Genomic DNA, 19,459 nt, shown 5'->3' with positions numbered 1-19,459 from the left:
TCCTACATTATATCCAAATAATAATTAACAAAATATCCATCTTTTTCTTGCCAAAAAATCACTTTTGAATCAATATCCATCCCCAAAAACTTATATATTAAATCTCCTACATCTAGAAATATTTTAACATCATAATTCTTTTTTCTATCAAGGAAATTATACGCTGGTATATCCATTAACCTCTTAACCCTAGCTTTTCTTTCATAAATGCTTTTATCTAAATTACTTATAACAAAAAATCCACCATACTCAAAGAAGTAAATATCTACATCATCAGCAATATTCATTAACCACTCATCTTTTATTTTATCATATTTTGCACTATATTTTTCCAATATTTTTTTTATACTAGTTCTTCCATCTGACAATTTAAAAAGAAACGCTAAGGAAACATTTGTAGCATCATCAACATCTCCTACTACATAAAATGTAGACGTTGAATTATTCAATATTGTATTTGTAATTTCATATATTTTTGTAACGCTAGTACTTTCAAAGGTAAATATCCATGGTTTAATAAAGTCAATAGCTTCTTTGGAATCATCCACGCTTATTCCACCAAAATAATTACCCAAGACTGGAATATTCTCCATTAAATCGTCTATCACATAACTTTTCTCAAAAAACTTATTTGACTTTTGATTTACAGTAATCTTTAAGACACTTTCATCAATTCTACCATAAAACAACAAATATTCGGTTTTTATATCAGTTTTAATTGTCTCAACTGGAAATGTAATTTTGATTGCATTTGATTTTGAATAACCTAAAAACCAATAGTCTGACGGTACTCTTTCCAAAATATCAGGATATTTTTTTATAAATTTTAATTCATCTGTCATATATGTAGATACTAGATAATCTAAAACGCTTTTACTCCCAGTAACAATTAAATAATTTTTAAATTTAGAAACAAACAAAGAGTCACCTATATTAAATATATTTCCATTTAAAATTATTTTTTCATCTAACAATGCACCAAGATAATATGCTAAACTTGTTGCATTTTCGGTTTCAAAAACCAAGGCAGAATCTTTTGAAAGGTTTCGAATAATATCAATGTAATAGTTCAAATCAAACGAGACATTTTCATCTATTCTTATTTCTCCGCCTTTTGACAAAAACAAAATATTCGATGAAAGCGCATCTAAAAAGATCTCTTTCTTTAGGCCACTTTCATAATCTACATTTTCTAAATAATTTAAAAGATAATTTTCAAATGCAAGCCCATTATCAGAAACGATAAAATTTAAAAACGGAACGTTTTTTATCTTTTCAATACTTCCCATTTTATTATTAAAATGTATAAAAATATCAAAATCATACGGAACAAAATCCAAGATGCTTGAAAAGGTAAATATCGATAAATATATCAGAAGAAAAATTCCTATTTTCTTCATTTCAACTCCTCCCATGCTCTATCAATTACTTCCTCTATTTCCAGATTTACTTCTTTCTTTATGTTCAACAAATGTAAAAAATATTCTATATTACCATCAGCACCTGTTATTTTTGAAAAATCAATATTTATTGGTGATAAACCAATTTCCTTTGCACTATCAATAATATCACATAACACCTCTTTGTGTACACTCTTGTCTCGCACAATTCCACCTTTTCCAACTTTTTCTTTTCCCGCTTCAAATTGCGGTTTTACAAGGACAACTGCTTCACCATCATCCTTTAACATTTCCTTTATTGTTGGAAAAATTTTTTTCAAAGAAATAAACGAAACATCACAAACCACCAAATCTACCTTTTCAGGCAGCTTTAAATTTCTTGCATTAGTTTTCTCCATAACGACAACTCTATCATCACTTCTTATTTTCCAATGAAGTTGATTATATCCAACATCAACACAATATACCTTTTTAGCTCCATGTTGTAATAAAAAATCTGTAAATCCTCCCGTGGAAGCGCCTATGTCACATGCCACTCTTCCTTCAATTTTGAATTTAAACGATTCCCATGCCCCTTCTATTTTATAGCCACCTCTACTCACATATTTTTCAGTTTTTTTTATTCTTATTTTTGACTCAACATCAACAAGTTTTCCTGGTTTATCTACCAATTGTTCATTAACAAAAACATTACCGCTCATTATAATTCTCTTGGCTTTTTCTCTTGATTCTATCAATCCTCTTTCAACGAGTAAAACGTCCAAACGTTCCTTCTTCATTTTCTTATCCTCCATGTTCCGTTTTCTAATACTATATAGTAATAGTTACTTCCAACAATTACTTCTTTTAATCCACTTATCTTTAAATCTTCAAAATAATAATCTATTCCATCAAACCAAACATTTTTATACCGTGGTCTTAGAACTATTCCATTCACAAACTTTATGCTGTCATTTATCAGAATAAAGTCCTTATTTTCATTATAAATTTCAAGTATGCGCCCAGTTTTTGTATCAAGTTTCATAATTTTATCCATTGTTCTTATGTACAAAACATCTTCCAAAAATCCCACTCCAAGAACTTTTTTATATTTCCCTTCAAATAACTTTCTTCTTTTTGTTAGATCAAACAGTACAACATTTCCATTTAAAAAAGCAAAAGAAACAATCCCATCTTTATAATACCAATCAAAAGGTACACTATCAAATTCATATCGCCAAAGCTTATGTATATCACTTATACTTCCATCAGAATACAATACAAAACCGTTAAAAACATCTAATACTGGAATCTTATTTTGATTTAAAGTACCATTTTCATACCAAAAGTTTCTCGAAATGACTATATCTTTATCCACATAAAGGGGGATCTCTGGAAAATCTATACTAAACGATTTACCGATAACTTGTTTTCCATCATAATAATAGTCTCCAAATATTCCAAAAACTCCTACAAGTAAATTATCTTTCTTTTCAAGTTTTAGATCTTTTCCAACATAAATCTCTTGTCCTTCAACTGTATGAAACCCTTCTGAAAAAGTATAAACTTTCCCTTCAATCTCTACTTTATAACTCCCTTTTTTATGCCTTATTACAAAAGGATATATTTGATTTTCAACTATATAACTCTGATTTGTAATTGGATCAAAAGCAATAGATTTATCTGGTAAAGTTTTTTTTTCAAATAAATTATCCAAAGTTTGATACAGTAAAGTCAAATCTAACGAAGGACTTTTAAAATTATCAATATCCATATCCTTGTAAATTACTCTCCAAGCAATTTTTTCACCTCTTGATATATAAATATAAACTTTCTCACCATCTCCTAAAAGATATCCTTTTCTGTGAAAATACTCTTCTAATTCAAGTTTATATTCTTTTGGGCCTTCATATAATAATGTTAAAACAGGTTGTTTCATCCATGATGAAATAATTTCACTTGCTTCTTTCGTTATTTTATCCCCCATATAAAAGACAACACCACTTGCCTCAATAGTTAATCCCATTAGAACAACACTTTGTATAAGTACAATCCATGTGGCGGCGCAGTACCAGCCGCTTCTTGCCTTGAGCGTTTCTCTAAGACTTCTAAAATTTTTTCTGGTTTCCATTGACCTAATCCCACCCTAACAAGACTTCCGACTATATTTCTTACCATACTTCTCAAAAAAGATCTACCTTCTACTCTAATTAGTATTAAACCTTTTTTCAAAGTCAAAATCCTTATCCTGTAAATTGTTCTAACCGGATTTTTTTCATCTTTGCCTTTTTTAAATGAAGAAAAATCATGCTCGCCTTCTAAAAAACTTGCAGCCTTTCTCATTGCTTCAATATCTAAATCATATCTAAAATTCCAAACATAATTTCTCATGAAAACGTCTTTTTCACTAGTGCTAATGAAATAATGATAAATTCTCTTAGTCGCCGCAAATCTTGGATTAAAGCTCTTATCTACTATCCAAGCCTTTTTTACATAAATATCATCAGGCAAATTTGCATTCAAGGCATTTTTTATATCTTTTTCGGTTAATCTTTCAATTGGACAGTTAAAAGCTGCAACCTGACCATTTGCATGAACACCCGCATCTGTTCTTCCAGCCGCTTGAGTATATATTCTCTCTTTAAAAATTCTTTCCAAAGCATCTTCTAAATCACCCTGAACTGTCCTTACATTAGGTTGTCCTTGATATCCAAAAAACTTTGTCCCATCGTATGCAAATTCAATAGCAAATCGTTTCATTTAATCATAGTCCTCCCACCACCAGATTTTTTTGCAACCAATAAAGCTTCTTTTGCTTCTCTAAGAAGTTCAAAAAAAGATTTATTTTGTCCAGGTTCCTTATAAGCTACTCCTATACTTGTCGAAACATCTTCAAACTTATCCTTTAATGATTCCCCAAACTTTCCAAAGATTGTTAATGCTCTAAGTTTATTCGTATTAGGCATGAAAAACACAAAATTCTCACCATTCAATTTATACAAATAAACATTTTTCATATCTTTAAAATACTCAGTTATAAAATTTGATATATGTTCTGCAAATTCTGGACCTTTTTCAATATTAATCTTATCAAAATCATCAATATCTAAAAATGCAACTGATGCCTCATCATTTTCGTTCAATATACTATCACAAAGCCTTACAAATTCAGGATATGTAGTCAGATTTACTTCACTTTTTGAAATTAGATATTTTGCATATGGAGTTTTTCTTAAAAATTGAACTACAAACCATGATAGAAACTTTAATAATTTTAATTCATTAGAAACAGGCCTTCTACCAGATATTGGTTTATCAAAACTAATGTATCCAACTATCCTTGAATTTTCATCAATTAGAGGAACAAGTAATAAATCCTTTGGATTCCACGAATTTTCATAATTAAAATCTGTGTAATAGTCATCAAAAACATACACACCTTCTGTATCTAAAGAAATTGAACCATACGGAATAAAGTAAACCCCTTCAGCCTCAAATCTCTTAGAAAATAAAGGAAGAACATTTTCAATATTTACCTGCTGATTCTTCAATGCCGTGATTACATCTTCCTCAAGTCCATAGCCAGCTACTCTTATTACTTTATTCTTTTCGTAATCCATAATACTAAGCAAAGCTGTTTCAAAACCTGATATCTCACAAATAACTTCCAAAATTTTATTTAATTGCCCATCAAAATTCAAAGATTTTTCTTTAAAAGCAAGATCTAGCAACAACAAAAAGTTATCATTTTCTTTTTTGAGCTTTTCTCTCTCAATCTTTTCAAGAATACTCATATTAAAACTATCTGCATACAGTATAACAAAAATTAGATATAAAGAATATGTCAAAAAAAACAATATCAAGTTAGACAATTTTATTTCAGAATGCAAATAAATATTAGATACTAACAATGCACCAAGAGATATCATAACATAACTATTAAATATTGCAGTTAAATATAATTTAATATCTTTAAAAAAGTAAAAAAACAAGTATACAAAATTGGTTATTATTACTCCTAAGGCAAAAAACGGAATTCTTAAATAATCGTGTGGTACACTGTAAAATAAATAAGTTCCGAAAGAATACATTAACAATCGCATTGATAATCTTGTTAAACGATGCTCTTTTTGAAAAATCAAGTAAAAAATAGGAGTTAATAATGCAATTGTTTCTGGAGAAATAAAAAGTAGAGAAGGAATTATAACTAGCATCTCAAACATGAAACTTGCCCTATTAAGTTTCAAATCAATTAAATTAGTAAAATAAAGCAACAGCAAAAAAGTTATATCATAAAACCAGATAGTTGTTAAAACAAATTGCTTCGATAAAACTAAAAACACTACTGCTGCTATAATTGAGACAATTGATAAAATCTTCTTGTTCTTAATAGCAATCCCCCCCACAACCATTTACTATAATATTTTAACATTTTTTATTGAAAATTTGACGATTTTTTTTGAAACATGTTAGAATAAAAGTAACAAGATTATCTACAAAGGAGGAATTTAACATGAAGTGGGATTTAACAGTTTTTTACGAAACACCAGATATTGAAAAAATAAAAAAAGATCTAGAAGATGTTTTTAAAAGGGCAACAAACTTCGTTAAAAAATATGAAAAATTAATCAATGAAAACATTTCAGCTGAACAGGTAAGAAATTATTTCAAAGAATTTGAACAATTAATGGAAGATGGTTTAAAACCTATACAATATTCAAGTCTCCTATTTTCTGAAAATACAACAGATAAAGTTGCACAACAACTATATGGAATTTCCGAACAATATGGTTCAAAAATTTCTGAAATACTTTCTCCACTACAATCTGCTTTTGCACAACTTTCGGAAGAAAAACTAGATGCACTCTCAAAAGAAATTCCTGAATACTCATACGCTATAGAAAAAATAAAACTTGAGAAAAAACATATTCTGTCAAAAGATGCAGAAAGAATTCTTGCTGCCACAAGTATTTCAAGAAGAGATGCACTTTCAAATTTATATGAAAAACTGACTTCATCTTATAAATTCAAAATTGAAATCGACGGTGAGGAAAAAGAGTTATCTGGAAGTCAAGTAAGAGCTTTAAGAAGATCCCCAGATGGAAATTTAAGAAAAAAAGCTATGAAACTCTTCTTTGAAAGGTACAAAGCCGATGAAATAACCATAGGTGAAACTTACAACATAGTAGTAAAAGACTATGATACAGAAGCAAGATTAAGAAATTATCCAAAACCAATTTCTATGAGAAATTTAGAAAATGCTGTATCAGATAAAAGTGTTGAAAAACTCATTGAGATAACCACAGAAAACACAAAAATAGTACACAAATACTACAAGTGGAAAGCTCAAGAAATGAATGAAGAATTAACACTTGCCGACATTTACGCACCATTCAGTAGCTCAGAAAAAAAGTACACATTCGATGAAGCACAAGAAATAGTTTTAGACGCATATTACAGTTTTGATGAAAAGGCAGGCAAAATAGTTGAAAGTTTCTTTAAAGAAAATAGAATCCACTCTGAAATTGTTCCTGGAAAAGTTGGTGGAGCATTTTGTTCATATTATACAACTCAAATCAAACCTTTTGTTCTTTTAAACTTTACTGGTAATATTAACGATGTTATGACATTGGCTCACGAGCTAGGTCATGGACTTCATGGGACGTTATCTCAAAAACAAAGTTTTATAAATTACCATACACCTCTTACTATGGCAGAACTTGCATCTGTTTTTGGTGAATTTCTAGTTTTTGATAAGATAAAAAACGAACTCGAGGGAAAAGAAAAGAAATACTTTATTGCTTCCACACTTGAAGATACATTTGCTACAATGTTCAGACAAAACATGTTTGCAAGATTTGAAATACAAGCTCATGAGCTTATTGAAAAAAATGGAATGGCAAGTTTTGAAGAACTCTCGAAACTATATGAAAATGAATTAAAAATAATGTTTGCAGATAGTGTAAAAATACCTGAAGAATATACATATGAATGGTCATCCATTCCACACATTTTCCACACACCATTTTATGTATACGCATACAACTATGCTAATTGCCTTGTAATAGGCCTTTATCAGAAATACCTTGAAATGGGTAAAAAATTTGTTCCAAAATATATTGAACTACTTGAATCAGGCGGAAAAGACAGCCCAGAAAGGTTACTTAACAAGATAGGAATTGATATAACAAAAGAAGAATTCTGGCAAAGTGCATTTGAATTCCTAAATAACATGCTCAATGAAATAATATAACAATACACAGTCCCCTCTAAACTTGAGAGGGGGCTGTGTATTTTTCAATTAATTCCTTAAGTTTCTGCTTTGCAACTTCTAAATTAAAAGTTATATTTTCAAGTTTATATTGGCTTTTTACAAAAATTTCCGTAAAATATTCCAAATTTTTGTCATTTATAACATTCATCAATTCATAAGGAGTCAAATAGAAAAATTCTTTAAAGGTTTTTGCTCTTAAGTACACATAAGCTCGCCTTATAAAATCTCTACCGTCCTTTATACCTATTAAATCCTCAAAAGTATCTTCCGACTTCCAAATATTTTCTTTTTCCTTTATAACTTTTACTTGTTTTTTGGGAGCAGTTAAAAACGTAAAAAGAATGTACAGTGAAATTGCAAATACAATTACTGATATTATGTTAATAAATCCTAAAATATTAATTGGTTTAATAAGCGGCTTTTCTTCAATAGTAATTTCAGTCTTAGTTGCTTGCATGTTTTTTTCATACTCGCCAGGCTTAAGCTTTTCTACCACACTATTTGAGGCACCAAAAGCTAGTAAATAACTATTGTCAGTTTTTACTATGTACGGAACTAAAACAAAGTATATTAAAAAGGTGTATAAAAATGTAAAAAGTCCAATAGCTAAAATTTTAAAAGAAAAATCCTTTTTCAATCTTAAAAATATATACAAAATTATTAGACCGGCCAATGACACAAAAAACAAACCAAAAACCTTGCTCTTTTCAAGGTTAGAATCCTCAGAAATTGTCACACCACTAATAACCTGTTTTTTAACTTCCTCTTTTTTGACTGGCTCAGTTGAATTTTCCTGGACTTTAGACGATTGTATCATATCTACTTGTGGATTTTGGGTAACCTCATATTCTACTGTTCCAACACTTTTTATAGGCGAAAAAATGCTTGGTATAAAAATGAGTGGAATTAAAAAAAGTAAAATATAGGATTTTTTTCTAAAAATATAAAGCAAGACTATTATCGATGAAATAATTGCAACTTTTATACTGTAAAAAAAGGTTGCAACTGATAAAAACGTAATCAAAAAATAGTCTTTAGCTTTCACTTTTTCATATAAATAAATTAAAAAGACAGGGAAAGGATTTTTAAACCAAACAATACTCAAAACAATCACTAAAAAATACAACCATTTAAATCTATAAAAAGATAAAAAAAGTAGCATAAATAGTATTACAAAAAGTATGTTAATCTTCCAAAACGAAAAAGAAACTAAAAAAACTGTCAATATATCAATTAACAAGTTCTATTCCCTCCTGAAGCAACATATTTTCCAAATATACAATCACATGAATATCATTTTCCCTCAAAATTGCACAGTTTTTCTTTATTGCCTCGATATCTTGTGGAATGTCTAAATAACTCTTAAATTTTTTGGTATTGTACCTTCTAAAACCATAAGGCATAACAAGTATTATTATTCTTGAAACTTTTTCCCTAATACGCATAATTTTCTCCAGATCTTTCTCACTAAGAAACATTGTAATAATAAGAAGAGTATCATTGAAAATTATTTCTCTCTCTATTTCGTTATAAACTTCAAAACTAAATCCTTCTAGAGAACCATATGAAGTAGATAAAATTTCATAGTAGTCTATCCAGTCACTTGAAAATTCCTTTTTTATTCCTTCAGACGTATCAGCTATCAACTTAACAGGAATATTTCTAGCGGAAACTTCTTTTACAATGCTATTTGCTGCAAGTATTGCATCTTCTACATATTTGTTTAATATCGGTCTCCATGCAGTTTTAGAAAAGATCTGCGAGTGGAGGTTTAAAAATAACCCCAGAAATAATCTACCTTGAGAAGTATATTCTGTTTGTTTTACATAAATATCCCCAAGTTTTGCAGAAATCTTCCAATTTATCATCTTTATAGGATCTTTTTCATACTTTCTTACTCCTATAATACTTGTTGGATCTTCCAAAAGTCTTATTTTCGAAACAACATTTGGAACTAAATCAAGCAATTTCTCTTTTTTAAAATAAACTTCCTCATAATTAGGAAAAACCGTTATCTGTATATCTTTCTTCTCAACTTTCTTTATTATATTAAAAAAGACTGCATCATACTTTAGAAAAAATTTCTCAATTTTAAATTTTCCTCTCTTTGCAAAACTATGCTTTAAGACAACAACATCTTTTAAATGTACTTTCCCCTCTCCAAGCTCTGGAATAGATAAATCCAGTGGTATTTTCACACCACAAAGAGATATAATCAAATTAAAATTTTCATCAATAAAAACTCTATCTTTATCCAATTTCACATCAATATCAATATCCTTAAATATATTTACAATCCTTGAATAATTAATCCATTGAAAGATTACAAAAGCATCAAGAAAGATTGTAAAACCATTTATTCTGAAAAAATTCAAAAATAAAACTAAAACAGTCAAAAATACTAGCCTGATATTTTCAATCTGCATTTACTTCACCACTTTTACTTCTTCCAAAATTTCTTCAATCACCTTGTATTTATCAACTTTCTTTATTCTAGCTTCAACACTTAAAATGATTCTGTGATTCAATACATAAGGTGCAAGATATTTAACATCATCAGGTAACACAAAATCTCTTCCATGTAAATATGCATATGCTCTTGAAATATTCAACAAAAATATAGAACCCCTTGGACTTGAGCCTATCATAATATCCTTGTGCTTTCTTGTAGCACTTACTATATCAACAATGTATCTCATTATATCATCAGAGACTTTAACATTTTTTACATTAGAAAGATGATTTAAAAATTCCTCTTTTGAAACTACGGAGCCAAGTTCAACAATAGGATGTTCAAAGAGCTGAGAATAAAGCATCTCTTTTTCAGCTACCTCATCTGGATATCCCAATGATAATTTCACCATAAATCTATCAAGTTGTGCTTCAGGTAGCGGGAAGGTTCCTTCTGATTCGATAGGGTTTTGAGTTGCTATCGTAAAAAAAACATCATAAAGCTTGTGAGTTACGCCATCCACAGTTACTTGACTTTCGGCCATTGCCTCAAGTAATGCCGATTGAGTTCTAGGAGTTGCCCTGTTAATTTCATCTGCTAGAAGGACATTCGTAAATATAGGTCCTTTATTAAAAACAAACTCCCCACTTTCTTTATCAAAGATATATAATCCTGTCACATCTGATGGTAAAAGATCAGGTGTAAATTGAACCCTTTTAAAATCCAAAGAAAACGTTTTTGATAGTGCCCTTGCAAGCATTGTTTTTCCAACACCGGGGACATCCTCAAGTAATACATGGCCCCCTGAAAAAAGCGCAGCAACAATAATTTTTATCTTCTCTTCTTTTCCCTTAATAACAACTGAGACATTTTTAACAATTTTCTCTAGTATATCCAAGTGTATCCCCCTCTTTGTTAATATATTCTTAAAAAAAGCTAGTGGCTTTGAGCCACTAGCTTTCATACTAATTGATCAATATTTTTTCCTGTGTACAACTGTGATGCGATCCTTACTAATTTTAAATTCATTTTGTTTTGTTGATAAGTCATAAAGCTTAAAAGTTGAGCCATCTGATCCTTAGTCATTACAGGTGCTTTTACATTAGCTGCTGCATTTTTGCCTGAGCTAATTTGCAAAGTATTGATTGAACTATACACATTGTTTATACCATTTACTCTCAAATTATCACCTCCCAAAATAATTATCGACCACGTTCAATAAAAATTTCACTAAAAATTATACCAAATCCTATCGAAAAAGCCAAAATAGAACTGCCACCATAACTTACAAATGGAAGAGGAATCCCAGTAATCGGAAATAACCCACTAACAACTCCAGTATTTACTACAACTTGAAACATCATAATTGTTGAAAATCCCCAAATAAAGTATCTAATAAACTCATTATTAATCTCATCTGAAATCTTTATTAAAGAAGTAACTATCGCAAGATAAGATAAAATCACAATTATTATCCCCAAATACCCGAAGCTTTCACCAATTGTTGCAAGTATGAAATCAGACTCTGCCTGTGGAACATGTATATAATACTTACCTAACGCCGGTCCGGAACCAATGATCCCACCATTTCCTATCGCTTCATAAGCTTTCTCAAGCTGCCATGGAATTTCGTTTGAAACATAATTTTTTATTCTTCCTATTTGATAGCTATGGATTAGGCCAAACTGAACACCAAATATGAATAACAAGCCAATTAATCCAAACAAAAACAACACATGAGAAAAACGTGTACCTCCAAAATAAAGCATTACAACCGCTGTCAAAAATATTATAAAAGTAGTGCTTAAATCAGGTTCAACAAATATTAATAACAAAATTGGAGAAATCAAAAGTAGTGGCTTTATCAAACCATTCCAAAAAGAAGAAAGTTTTTCTTTATTATCTTTTATATAATGAGCTATAAAGTAAATAACAAATATTTTAGCTATCTCTGACGGCTGAAACGTATTACCAGAAACTTCTATCCAGCGTCTTGCACCATTCTTGTAGCTTGAAAATGGACCATACAAAGGCAAAACAAGCATTGCCAAAACAATTATGTAAAAAATCCAAACATATTTTTTATCTTCTATAAACCTTTCAGGTAAAAAGAAAATAATTAATAATGCCAAAATCATACTCAAACTTATGTAAACTATATATTTAAAGAAAAAATTTGAGTTACTACCAGTAGAATAATATTCTCTTGCAAAATCTATACTATACAAAGCAATTGAAGCAATTATAAATAATACAAATATTGCTGTAACTAAAAGCATTATACTATATCTCATAAAAGTCCTCCCAGATTTCAAGAAGATTTGTAAAGAAAATTGAAGAAAAATCCATACCCATTTCATTCAACCTTTGACCATCAAAAAAATCGTACTTTTGCTTTAACAGTTCAATCACTTTTTCAAATCCTGGGAGTATAGGTAACAGCTTTCTATCTATTCCCCATTTTGTTCTCAGCATCATAAAAATACTTTCTAATACTTCACGCTCCAAAGTGTTCTCATTTTCATAACTTCTGGGGAATTTGTCATGTTTTAACCTAGAATAATACGTTTCAAAATCTGAAACATTATTATATCTGAGATTTCCTATATGTCCTCCGGATGATAATCCCAACCCTATATAATCTAAATTTGCCCAGTAAACCAAATTATGCTTACTATAATTTTTATCTAAAGCAAAATTTGAAATTTCGTACCTTTCGTACCCTTCAGATTTCAAAAAATCAAGTAACACTTCATATCTGTTATAAGATTCTTCTGGAATTTTTTTGTAAAAACTTGAAAGAACCGTACCTTCATGAATTTCTAGTAAGTATACAGAAATATGTGGCGGATGATTTTCTCGAATAAACTTTACAATTTCCTCAATACTACTCCAGCTTTCTCCGGGAAGACCTATTATAAAATCTACATTAATATTTTCAAAATATTCCCTTGCAACATTATAAGCTTTCAATGCTTGAACTGAATCATGACTTCGCCCAGCTTTTTTTAAAACTTCATCATCAAATGACTGAATTCCTATACTTAATCTACTAACACCTAGTTCTTTGTAAAACTGTGCCTTTTGCCTATCAAAAGAGTCAGGATTTACCTCTATAGTAAATTCTTCAAGAATCAAGTACTTTTCAAGCTTTTTTACCAATTGTTCTATATAATGTTCATTAATATAACTTGGTGTTCCACCACCAATATAAAGTGTCTTAATGCCCCTTTTTAAATAATCACCATAGAGCTCAATTTCTTTTGAAAGAGCATTAATATAATTTTCTACACTTCCTTCTTCATAACTTACAAAGTCACAGTAATAACACTTTTTTTTACAAAATGGTATGTGTATATACACTGAAAGAGTGTTGACATTACCAATTAAATCTGAAAGCAATTTTTCCATCCCAGACTAAAAATTCCCCTTTCAAAGGAACTATAAACTTTACGCCAAACAAATAATTTATATTAAATATATCATTAGTTGATGAGTAAATATAACCGTATCCAAACCCCCTAAACTCACCCGCTGAAAAATATTTCCTTGCTCCAATATTCAAATAAAAACTGCCAAAATCAGTCCCAAGTCCTGCTAATATTCCTTGCTGTAGAGAATTATCTAAAGAATATAAATATCCTAAAAAGTTCTTCCCATTTAGCAAAAGAATATATCCAGAAAAATCTTTGTACTTAACAAAATACCTATCAAGTGAATAACCAAAATCTTTTCCTTTTCTTAAAAATAACTTCTCAGTACTTAAAGATATTGGACCAACCGCAACAAAGGAATTAGAATTAGATGTAAAGAAACTGTATTGGTCTGAAACAAAAAATTCCAAATTTTGGCTTGATGTTGGAAAATTCAGATTTTCATAACCTATAGATAAATAGATACCTAAATCTGTACCAGCAAAAATGGAAAAATTCATATTCTCTATTTTGGATGTTTTTTTTATTTTCAAAAATCCTAGTTTTTGCTCTGTGTAATATATAGTATTTGTGGCATAGGAATAGCCAACCCCAAAACTGTCACCAAGCGTTAGAAATATTGGTGGATGATTAATAATTATAGTATTATCGAAAATCAAAAAATTCCCTGAAAAAGCAAAAATACCAAACAATATTAAAAATATTGCACTTAGCTTTTTCATAAATATCAGTCTCCTAGAAGTTTTTTTGCAATTTCATTTACGACTTTTGGATCAGCTTTTCCCTTAGTTTGTTTCATCACACCACCAACAAAAAATCCAAGTAATCCTTTCTTACCATTTCTATAAGCTTCAACTTTATCAGGATTTTCTTCTAACATTTTCTTGAGAATTTCTTCAATTAACGATGCATCACCAACAACTTCAATATTTTTTTCTTTTACAACTTCTTCAGGAGATTTACCTGTTCTGTATACTTCTTCAAATACCTCTTTTGCAATATTTCTTGTAATTTTTCCTGAAGAAATTAAATCAAACAATTCTTTAAAGTGAGTAGGTTTAATCTTTAATTCTTCAAAATTACTCTCTGCACTTTCATATTTTAAAAGTTCGGTCAAGAACCAATTTGAAGTTTCTTTTGGATCATTTGTAACCTCCACACATTTCTCATAAAAATCTGCAAGGCCCTTAGATGAAGTTAAAATATTTGCTTCATATTCTGACAACCTATAATCTTTCATAAAACGTTCTTTCTTTTGATCTGGAAGTTCAGGCATTTTTTCTACAATTTTCTTTATTTCATTGGGTGATAACACAACAGGAGGAATATCCGGCTCGGGAAAATATCTATAATCATTAGCTTCTTCCTTGCTCCTCATTGAAATTGTCGCTTTTGTAGATAAATCCCAACCTCTTGTTTCCTTTTCTACATCCTTTCCTTCAAGCATTGCATTTTTTATCCTTTCAAATTCAAATTGAAGTGCTTTCTCAACAAATTTAAAAGAATTCATGTTCTTAACTTCTACCTTGTTACTTTGTCTATTAGTTTCAGTATCTATTACAGAAATATTTGCATCACATCTTAAAGCACCTTTTTCCATATCTCCGGTACTCACACCCAAATATCTCAATATTTGTCTCAACTTCTCCAAAAATTTTCTTGCCTGCTCTGGAGACTTGATATCTGGTTCTGTTACAATTTCCGCCAAAGGAACACCACATCTATTCATGTCTACAAGTGAACTTTCAGCTTCTGTAATCGTTTCAGAAGAATGAACAAGCTTTCCAGCATCTTCTTCAAGATGGATTCTATTAATCCTTATCTTTTCGCCATCAAGTTCTAAATAGCCATCATTTGCAAGAGGATAAAAATATTGAGTTATCTGATACCCCTTAGGAAGATCAGGATAAAAGTAATTCTTCCTATCAAATCTTGTATATTCATTTATTCTACAATTCAATGCACTTGCAAGTAATATTCCATATTCATACATTTCCCTTGAAGGAACAGGAAGGGCTCCTGGTTGCCCGGTACATACAGGACAAATAGCACTGTTTGGCTCATGTTCAAATACATCAGCCGGGCAAGAACAAAATGCCTTTGTCTTAGTATTAAGTTGAACATGTATTTCAAGTCCAATTACAGGTTTAAATCTCATATTTTCTCCTCCCCTGGCAAAACAACTGGAATATCCTTTTCTATATAATTTGCAAATCCAAGAACTTTTGCATCATCAAATCGCTTACCCATTATCTGCATTCCTACTGGTAGTCCATTAGAAAATCCAAAAGGAATGCTAATTGCAGGAATACCTGCTAAATTTGCAGGAATTGTAAAAATATCCATCATATAGTAAACAAGTGGATCTTTCACTTCACCTATCTTAAATGCAGTAATTGGAGAAGTAGGAGTTATTATAAAATCATATTCTCTAAGCAAGTCATTCAATTTGTTTGAAATGATCCTTCTTACCTTTTGTGCTTTTTCAAAATATGCATCATAATATGCTGCACTCAATGTAAATGTTCCAATCATTATCCTTCTAATTACCTCTTTCCCTAGATTTTTTCTACTTTTCAAATATGTTTGCAATAAACCCTCTTGTTCTTCTCTTTTACCATACCTTATTCCATCAAACCTTGAAAGGTTTGAACTTACTTCCGATGGAGCAATTATATAGTAAGTTGCCACTGAATATGAAAGTTCTTTAAAAGATACCTTATCTACTTTAATTCCCTTTCTTTGCAAAAATTTTACAAATTCTTCGAATCTTTCTTTTACTCCCTCCTCAACTCCTTCCGCAAAAACCTCTTTTGGATAAGCTACTTTAACGTTTGAAAAATCACTTTCTAGATATTCCTCAAAATTTATCTTTCTATCAACAGTCGTTGCATCTTTTTCATCTTTTCCATATATTATATTCATTAGGTACGCTGCATCTTTTGTTGTTTTTGTAATAGGACCTATTTGATCAAGGGATGACGCAAATGCAACAAGGCCATATCTTGAGACTAGTCCATAGGTTGGTTTAAACCCAACAACTCCACAAAATGCGGCAGGCTGCCGTATAGATCCTCCTGTGTCACTTCCGAGCGCAGCAACAACCTGTCCACTGGCGACAGCTGCCGCAGATCCCCCGCTGCTCCCCCCGGCCACTCTTTCATAATCCCAAGGATTTTTTGTTACAAAAAATGCAGAATATTCTGTTCCTGTCCCCATTGCAAATTCATCTAAGTTTGTTTTTCCAACTATTGCAAAATCATTTGCAATTAATTTTTCAACCACTGTTGCATTATATGGAGGCACAAAATTCTCCAGAATTTTTGAGGCACAAGTTGTTCTAATTCCCTTTGTTACAATATTATCCTTTATCGCTATTGGTATTTTGCCATTTGCATTTTCAACCACTGTTATAAAAGCATTTATCTTTTCATCGACCTTCTTTATTCTTGAAATAGATTCTTCAACAAAAGACCTGTTTTCTTTTAAAACATCAGATATAGTCATATCTTTGAAATTTTTCAACTAAATCACCTCGTCCGTTAATTTTTTTACAAGTTTCAATTATATATTATAACACAAGCCCCCTCTTTTTTTCTACGAGGGGGCTTATGTTAAATTAATTATTTTTCACTTTAGTAGAGCTTTTTCTATGAGTTTTCCATCTTTAAAATATCCATAAAATTTGAAATAAGATTCACTATCAATTCCTATAAAATTAAATATCATAGGCCTCAAATTCACAAATAACCCTACCACATAATCAGAACTGTAATTTTCTTTTATAAATTCTTTATCACCAGCTACATATTCATCAGGTGATACTCCATAGAATGTTATCTTTTCATTTGAAAGATTAATGTATAAAACAGGTGTTCCTTCTTCTGTTTCAACAATTCCATATTTCTTCCCACCAATATTTTTAAATCTCTTTTCCCCTTCAATCATATCCCACGATGGATTATTGTAGTAAACTACACCGTAAAATGGAACATTAGAAACTTGCATTCCAGATAATGCATTTGTTAAAACACTTGATATATCACCACTTATATAAGCCGTTCCACTAAATCCTTCCAGAACCTTAGGCAAATCAACTGGTAGACTCTTTAAAAGCGAATCAGGTAATTTTCTATTAATAAAGCCAAATAAATCTCCACCAATATTTTCATCCTTTAAAATGTCAATCCCATCTTTTGATGCAATATCATTAAAAAGCTGTTTAGTTTTATCATCTTGCGGAACAATCTCTTGATGGAATTCTACCTCGTTATCTCTTAAAGCTGCATATCCATAGCCTTTTACCTTAAAATCTTCCTCATTCGTATTAATATATGAAACAGCAAGATAGCCCTTATTCAAGAAATTTTTCAACTCCTGAGGAAGAGTTCCGCCTCCATAATTTTCTCCAACAACAAAATAACCATTAACTATCTTTATCTCTTCTGGAAGGCTTTGTCCTGAGAAGTTCTCAAAGAGTTCTTTAATTTTATTTGGATCCTTTGATGGACCCAAAACTAAAAGTGTACTCTCTTTTCCCGCTACAATAAGTAGTTCCTTAAAAATATCCAAATCATCTAAAGTATATCCTTGCATCATTAATTGTTGCTCAATTACTCCAGTAAACATTTGCTCAAGACCTATTTGATTTGCCAAAATATCCCCTGCATTAGTTTGCTTTACTGCATCATACAATTTTGAAATATCTGGTATATACATTACAACATCATATTCTTTAGGCATAAAATCTAATGCATTGGAAAAAAGAAGTATACCAAATAAAAACACACCAAACAAAACAGTCAACTTTTTCATTTTAACACCTCCAAGATTATATTTATATTCACACCATCACTAGGTAAATAATTCCCCTTTTCTTTTCCTCCTCCACCTTTTCCACCAAACCTTTCCCTAAGCTCAGATATTATATTCCTTACTATATACTTTGAAGAATTTGACGTAAAACTGTAATTTTTACCATCGTATAGCACAAGAAGTCCTTCTTTATCAAAATACTTTGGAATATATCTCAAAATTTCTGGTTCTTCCTGCAGAAAATAAACATCTTCTTTTAATTTTTTTAGTTCATCTTTCTTGTAACATGCTAGTTTTTCTGCCAAATTTTCAAGCTTTGAAGATTTTTCTTTTACTTCCCTCAAAAGAGATTTAACTTTGCCTTCAACTTCAAAGATTGAACTTGTAAGGCTTACCGAAATATTTTTAAGTATTTTAGAATACTTTCTAAAATATTCCATCGCCTTAAAACCTGCAACAAAATAAACCCTCGTTAATTCCCCTTTTACTTTTTCTGTTTTTAAAATTTTCAAAAGTCCTATTTGGCCCGTGTTTTCAACGTGATATCCTCCACAAGGAGAATAATCATACTCACCAATTTTTATTATCCTTACCATTCCTTCAACTTTATCACTTAATTTCTTTCTCAAAGGAAATCTATCAACCTCTTCCTTTTCAACCAATATTTCTTGCACATCAACACATTCAGTAATTATACTATTTACCTTTTCTTCTACTTCATCCAATAATTCTTCTACAACGTAAGGAACGTTTAAATCAATAGTAGTATATTCAAATCCCATTCTAAATCCAACAGTACTTATATCAGCAAGCTCTTCAAATACAGCCGATAAAATGTGCTGTCCTGTATGATGTTGCCTTACAAACAACTGATGCTTTAAATCTATTTCAACATTATTTTCTCCTAGATCTACCTCCCTATCAATTTCATGATAGATTTTTCCATTCTTTGTAATTACTGATAAAACGTTAGCATTACCTATTTTTCCTCTATCTCCTAATTGTCCACCCTTATAGTCAACATAAAATGGGCTTTCAGAAGAAACTGCAAAAATTTTTCCTTTTTCTTTCAAAATTTCTTCAATCCTTATTTTCAAAATCTAGA

17 protein-coding genes are annotated in these 19,459 nt (G+C 30.3%); 1 reads left to right on the top strand and 16 read right to left on the bottom strand.

Features of this window, described 5'->3' with window-relative positions:
- Positions 1 to 2: 2 nt before the first annotated feature.
- The 5 genes from EO083_RS02100 to EO083_RS02080 are packed head-to-tail and all read right to left on the bottom strand — an operon-like array spanning position 3 to position 5,791.
- On the bottom strand, positions 3 to 1,400 hold the full coding sequence (locus EO083_RS02100; RefSeq protein WP_126992574.1) for a hypothetical protein: 1,398 nt from the start codon (positions 1,398 to 1,400) through the stop codon (positions 3 to 5).
- Positions 1,397 to 2,179 (bottom strand): TlyA family RNA methyltransferase, encoded by a 783-nt coding sequence (locus EO083_RS02095; RefSeq protein ID WP_126992573.1) that lies wholly within the window; start codon positions 2,177 to 2,179, stop codon positions 1,397 to 1,399. Before EO083_RS02095 ends, EO083_RS02100 begins: the two co-directional genes overlap by 4 nt.
- The gene (locus EO083_RS02090) at positions 2,176 to 3,510 is read right to left on the bottom strand and encodes a hypothetical protein (RefSeq protein WP_241229930.1); all 1,335 of its coding nucleotides are present in this window, start codon (positions 3,508 to 3,510) and stop codon (positions 2,176 to 2,178) included. The genes EO083_RS02095 and EO083_RS02090 overlap by 4 nt, the downstream gene beginning before the upstream one ends.
- Positions 3,405 to 4,139, bottom strand: a complete 735-nt coding sequence (gene truA / locus EO083_RS02085) for a tRNA pseudouridine(38-40) synthase TruA (RefSeq protein WP_126992572.1) — start codon at positions 4,137 to 4,139, stop codon at positions 3,405 to 3,407. The genes EO083_RS02090 and truA overlap by 106 nt, the downstream gene beginning before the upstream one ends.
- Entirely contained in the window at positions 4,136 to 5,791 is a 1,656-nt protein-coding gene (locus EO083_RS02080) for a sensor domain-containing diguanylate cyclase (protein WP_126992571.1), read from the bottom strand. Before EO083_RS02080 ends, truA begins: the two co-directional genes overlap by 4 nt.
- Before the next feature lie 101 nt (positions 5,792 to 5,892).
- Here EO083_RS02080 and EO083_RS02075 point away from each other — a divergent pair, with 101 nt between their 5' ends.
- Positions 5,893 to 7,632, top strand: a complete 1,740-nt coding sequence (locus EO083_RS02075; RefSeq protein ID WP_126992570.1) for a M3 family oligoendopeptidase — start codon at positions 5,893 to 5,895, stop codon at positions 7,630 to 7,632.
- A gap of 16 nt (positions 7,633 to 7,648) precedes the next feature.
- On the opposite strand, the gene EO083_RS02070 is transcribed toward EO083_RS02075, so the two are convergent.
- The 11 genes from EO083_RS02070 to EO083_RS02020 all read right to left on the bottom strand — a co-directional run bounded on the left by EO083_RS02070 (position 7,649) and on the right by EO083_RS02020 (position 19,451).
- Positions 7,649 to 8,893, bottom strand: coding sequence for a hypothetical protein (locus EO083_RS02070; protein ID WP_126992569.1), 1,245 nt, complete (start codon positions 8,891 to 8,893; stop codon positions 7,649 to 7,651).
- Positions 8,883 to 10,079, bottom strand: a complete 1,197-nt coding sequence (locus EO083_RS02065; protein WP_126992568.1) for a DUF58 domain-containing protein — start codon at positions 10,077 to 10,079, stop codon at positions 8,883 to 8,885. Before EO083_RS02065 ends, EO083_RS02070 begins: the two co-directional genes overlap by 11 nt.
- Positions 10,080 to 10,997, bottom strand: coding sequence for an AAA family ATPase (locus tag EO083_RS02060; protein ID WP_164723685.1), 918 nt, complete (start codon positions 10,995 to 10,997; stop codon positions 10,080 to 10,082).
- A 68-nt stretch (positions 10,998 to 11,065) separates the two neighbouring features.
- On the bottom strand, positions 11,066 to 11,287 hold the full coding sequence (locus tag EO083_RS02055) for a hypothetical protein (RefSeq protein ID WP_126992566.1): 222 nt from the start codon (positions 11,285 to 11,287) through the stop codon (positions 11,066 to 11,068).
- A gap of 20 nt (positions 11,288 to 11,307) precedes the next feature.
- A complete protein-coding gene (locus EO083_RS02050; protein ID WP_126992565.1) occupies positions 11,308 to 12,399 on the bottom strand; it encodes an FtsW/RodA/SpoVE family cell cycle protein in 1,092 nt (363 codons plus the stop codon).
- On the bottom strand, positions 12,389 to 13,516 hold the full coding sequence (hemW, locus tag EO083_RS02045) for a radical SAM family heme chaperone HemW (RefSeq protein ID WP_126992564.1): 1,128 nt from the start codon (positions 13,514 to 13,516) through the stop codon (positions 12,389 to 12,391). The genes EO083_RS02050 and hemW overlap by 11 nt, the downstream gene beginning before the upstream one ends.
- Positions 13,485 to 14,261 (bottom strand): hypothetical protein, encoded by a 777-nt coding sequence (locus EO083_RS02040; RefSeq protein WP_126992563.1) that lies wholly within the window; start codon positions 14,259 to 14,261, stop codon positions 13,485 to 13,487. Before EO083_RS02040 ends, hemW begins: the two co-directional genes overlap by 32 nt.
- A 5-nt stretch (positions 14,262 to 14,266) precedes the next feature.
- Entirely contained in the window at positions 14,267 to 15,697 is a 1,431-nt protein-coding gene (gene gatB / locus EO083_RS02035; protein ID WP_126992562.1) for an Asp-tRNA(Asn)/Glu-tRNA(Gln) amidotransferase subunit GatB, read from the bottom strand.
- Entirely contained in the window at positions 15,694 to 17,046 is a 1,353-nt protein-coding gene (gatA, locus tag EO083_RS02030; RefSeq protein ID WP_241229947.1) for an Asp-tRNA(Asn)/Glu-tRNA(Gln) amidotransferase subunit GatA, read from the bottom strand. The genes gatB and gatA overlap by 4 nt, the downstream gene beginning before the upstream one ends.
- A gap of 123 nt (positions 17,047 to 17,169) precedes the next feature.
- The gene (locus tag EO083_RS02025) at positions 17,170 to 18,354 is read right to left on the bottom strand and encodes a hypothetical protein (RefSeq protein WP_126992560.1); all 1,185 of its coding nucleotides are present in this window, start codon (positions 18,352 to 18,354) and stop codon (positions 17,170 to 17,172) included.
- Entirely contained in the window at positions 18,351 to 19,451 is a 1,101-nt protein-coding gene (locus EO083_RS02020; RefSeq protein ID WP_126992559.1) for an alanyl-tRNA editing protein, read from the bottom strand. Before EO083_RS02020 ends, EO083_RS02025 begins: the two co-directional genes overlap by 4 nt.
- Positions 19,452 to 19,459 lie beyond the last annotated feature (8 nt).

It is taken from the genome of Thermosipho globiformans (genome assembly GCF_003990895.1).
Lineage (GTDB): Bacteria > Thermotogota > Thermotogae > Thermotogales > Fervidobacteriaceae > Thermosipho > Thermosipho japonicus.
This window is presented reverse-complemented; position numbering and strand designations above follow the sequence as displayed.

Excerpts from the sequence above, each read along its gene's own strand:
- EO083_RS02100 (WP_126992574.1), bottom strand. The coding sequence starts at position 1,400 with ATGAAGAAAATAGGAATTTTTCTTCTGATATATTTATCGATATTTACC.
- EO083_RS02095 (WP_126992573.1), bottom strand. The coding sequence starts at position 2,179 with ATGAAGAAGGAACGTTTGGACGTTTTACTCGTTGAAAGAGGATTGATA.
- EO083_RS02090 (WP_241229930.1), bottom strand. The coding sequence starts at position 3,510 with ATGGAAACCAGAAAAAATTTTAGAAGTCTTAGAGAAACGCTCAAGGCA.
- truA (WP_126992572.1), bottom strand. The coding sequence starts at position 4,139 with ATGAAACGATTTGCTATTGAATTTGCATACGATGGGACAAAGTTTTTT.
- EO083_RS02080 (WP_126992571.1), bottom strand. The coding sequence starts at position 5,791 with ATGGTTGTGGGGGGGATTGCTATTAAGAACAAGAAGATTTTATCAATT.
- EO083_RS02075 (WP_126992570.1), top strand. The coding sequence starts at position 5,893 with ATGAAGTGGGATTTAACAGTTTTTTACGAAACACCAGATATTGAAAAA.
- EO083_RS02065 (WP_126992568.1), bottom strand. The coding sequence starts at position 10,079 with ATGCAGATTGAAAATATCAGGCTAGTATTTTTGACTGTTTTAGTTTTA.
- EO083_RS02050 (WP_126992565.1), bottom strand. The coding sequence starts at position 12,399 with ATGAGATATAGTATAATGCTTTTAGTTACAGCAATATTTGTATTATTT.
- hemW (WP_126992564.1), bottom strand. The coding sequence starts at position 13,516 with ATGGAAAAATTGCTTTCAGATTTAATTGGTAATGTCAACACTCTTTCA.
- EO083_RS02040 (WP_126992563.1), bottom strand. The coding sequence starts at position 14,261 with ATGAAAAAGCTAAGTGCAATATTTTTAATATTGTTTGGTATTTTTGCT.
- gatB (WP_126992562.1), bottom strand. The coding sequence starts at position 15,697 with ATGAGATTTAAACCTGTAATTGGACTTGAAATACATGTTCAACTTAAT.
- gatA (WP_241229947.1), bottom strand. The coding sequence starts at position 17,046 with ATGACTATATCTGATGTTTTAAAAGAAAACAGGTCTTTTGTTGAAGAA.
- EO083_RS02025 (WP_126992560.1), bottom strand. The coding sequence starts at position 18,354 with ATGAAAAAGTTGACTGTTTTGTTTGGTGTGTTTTTATTTGGTATACTT.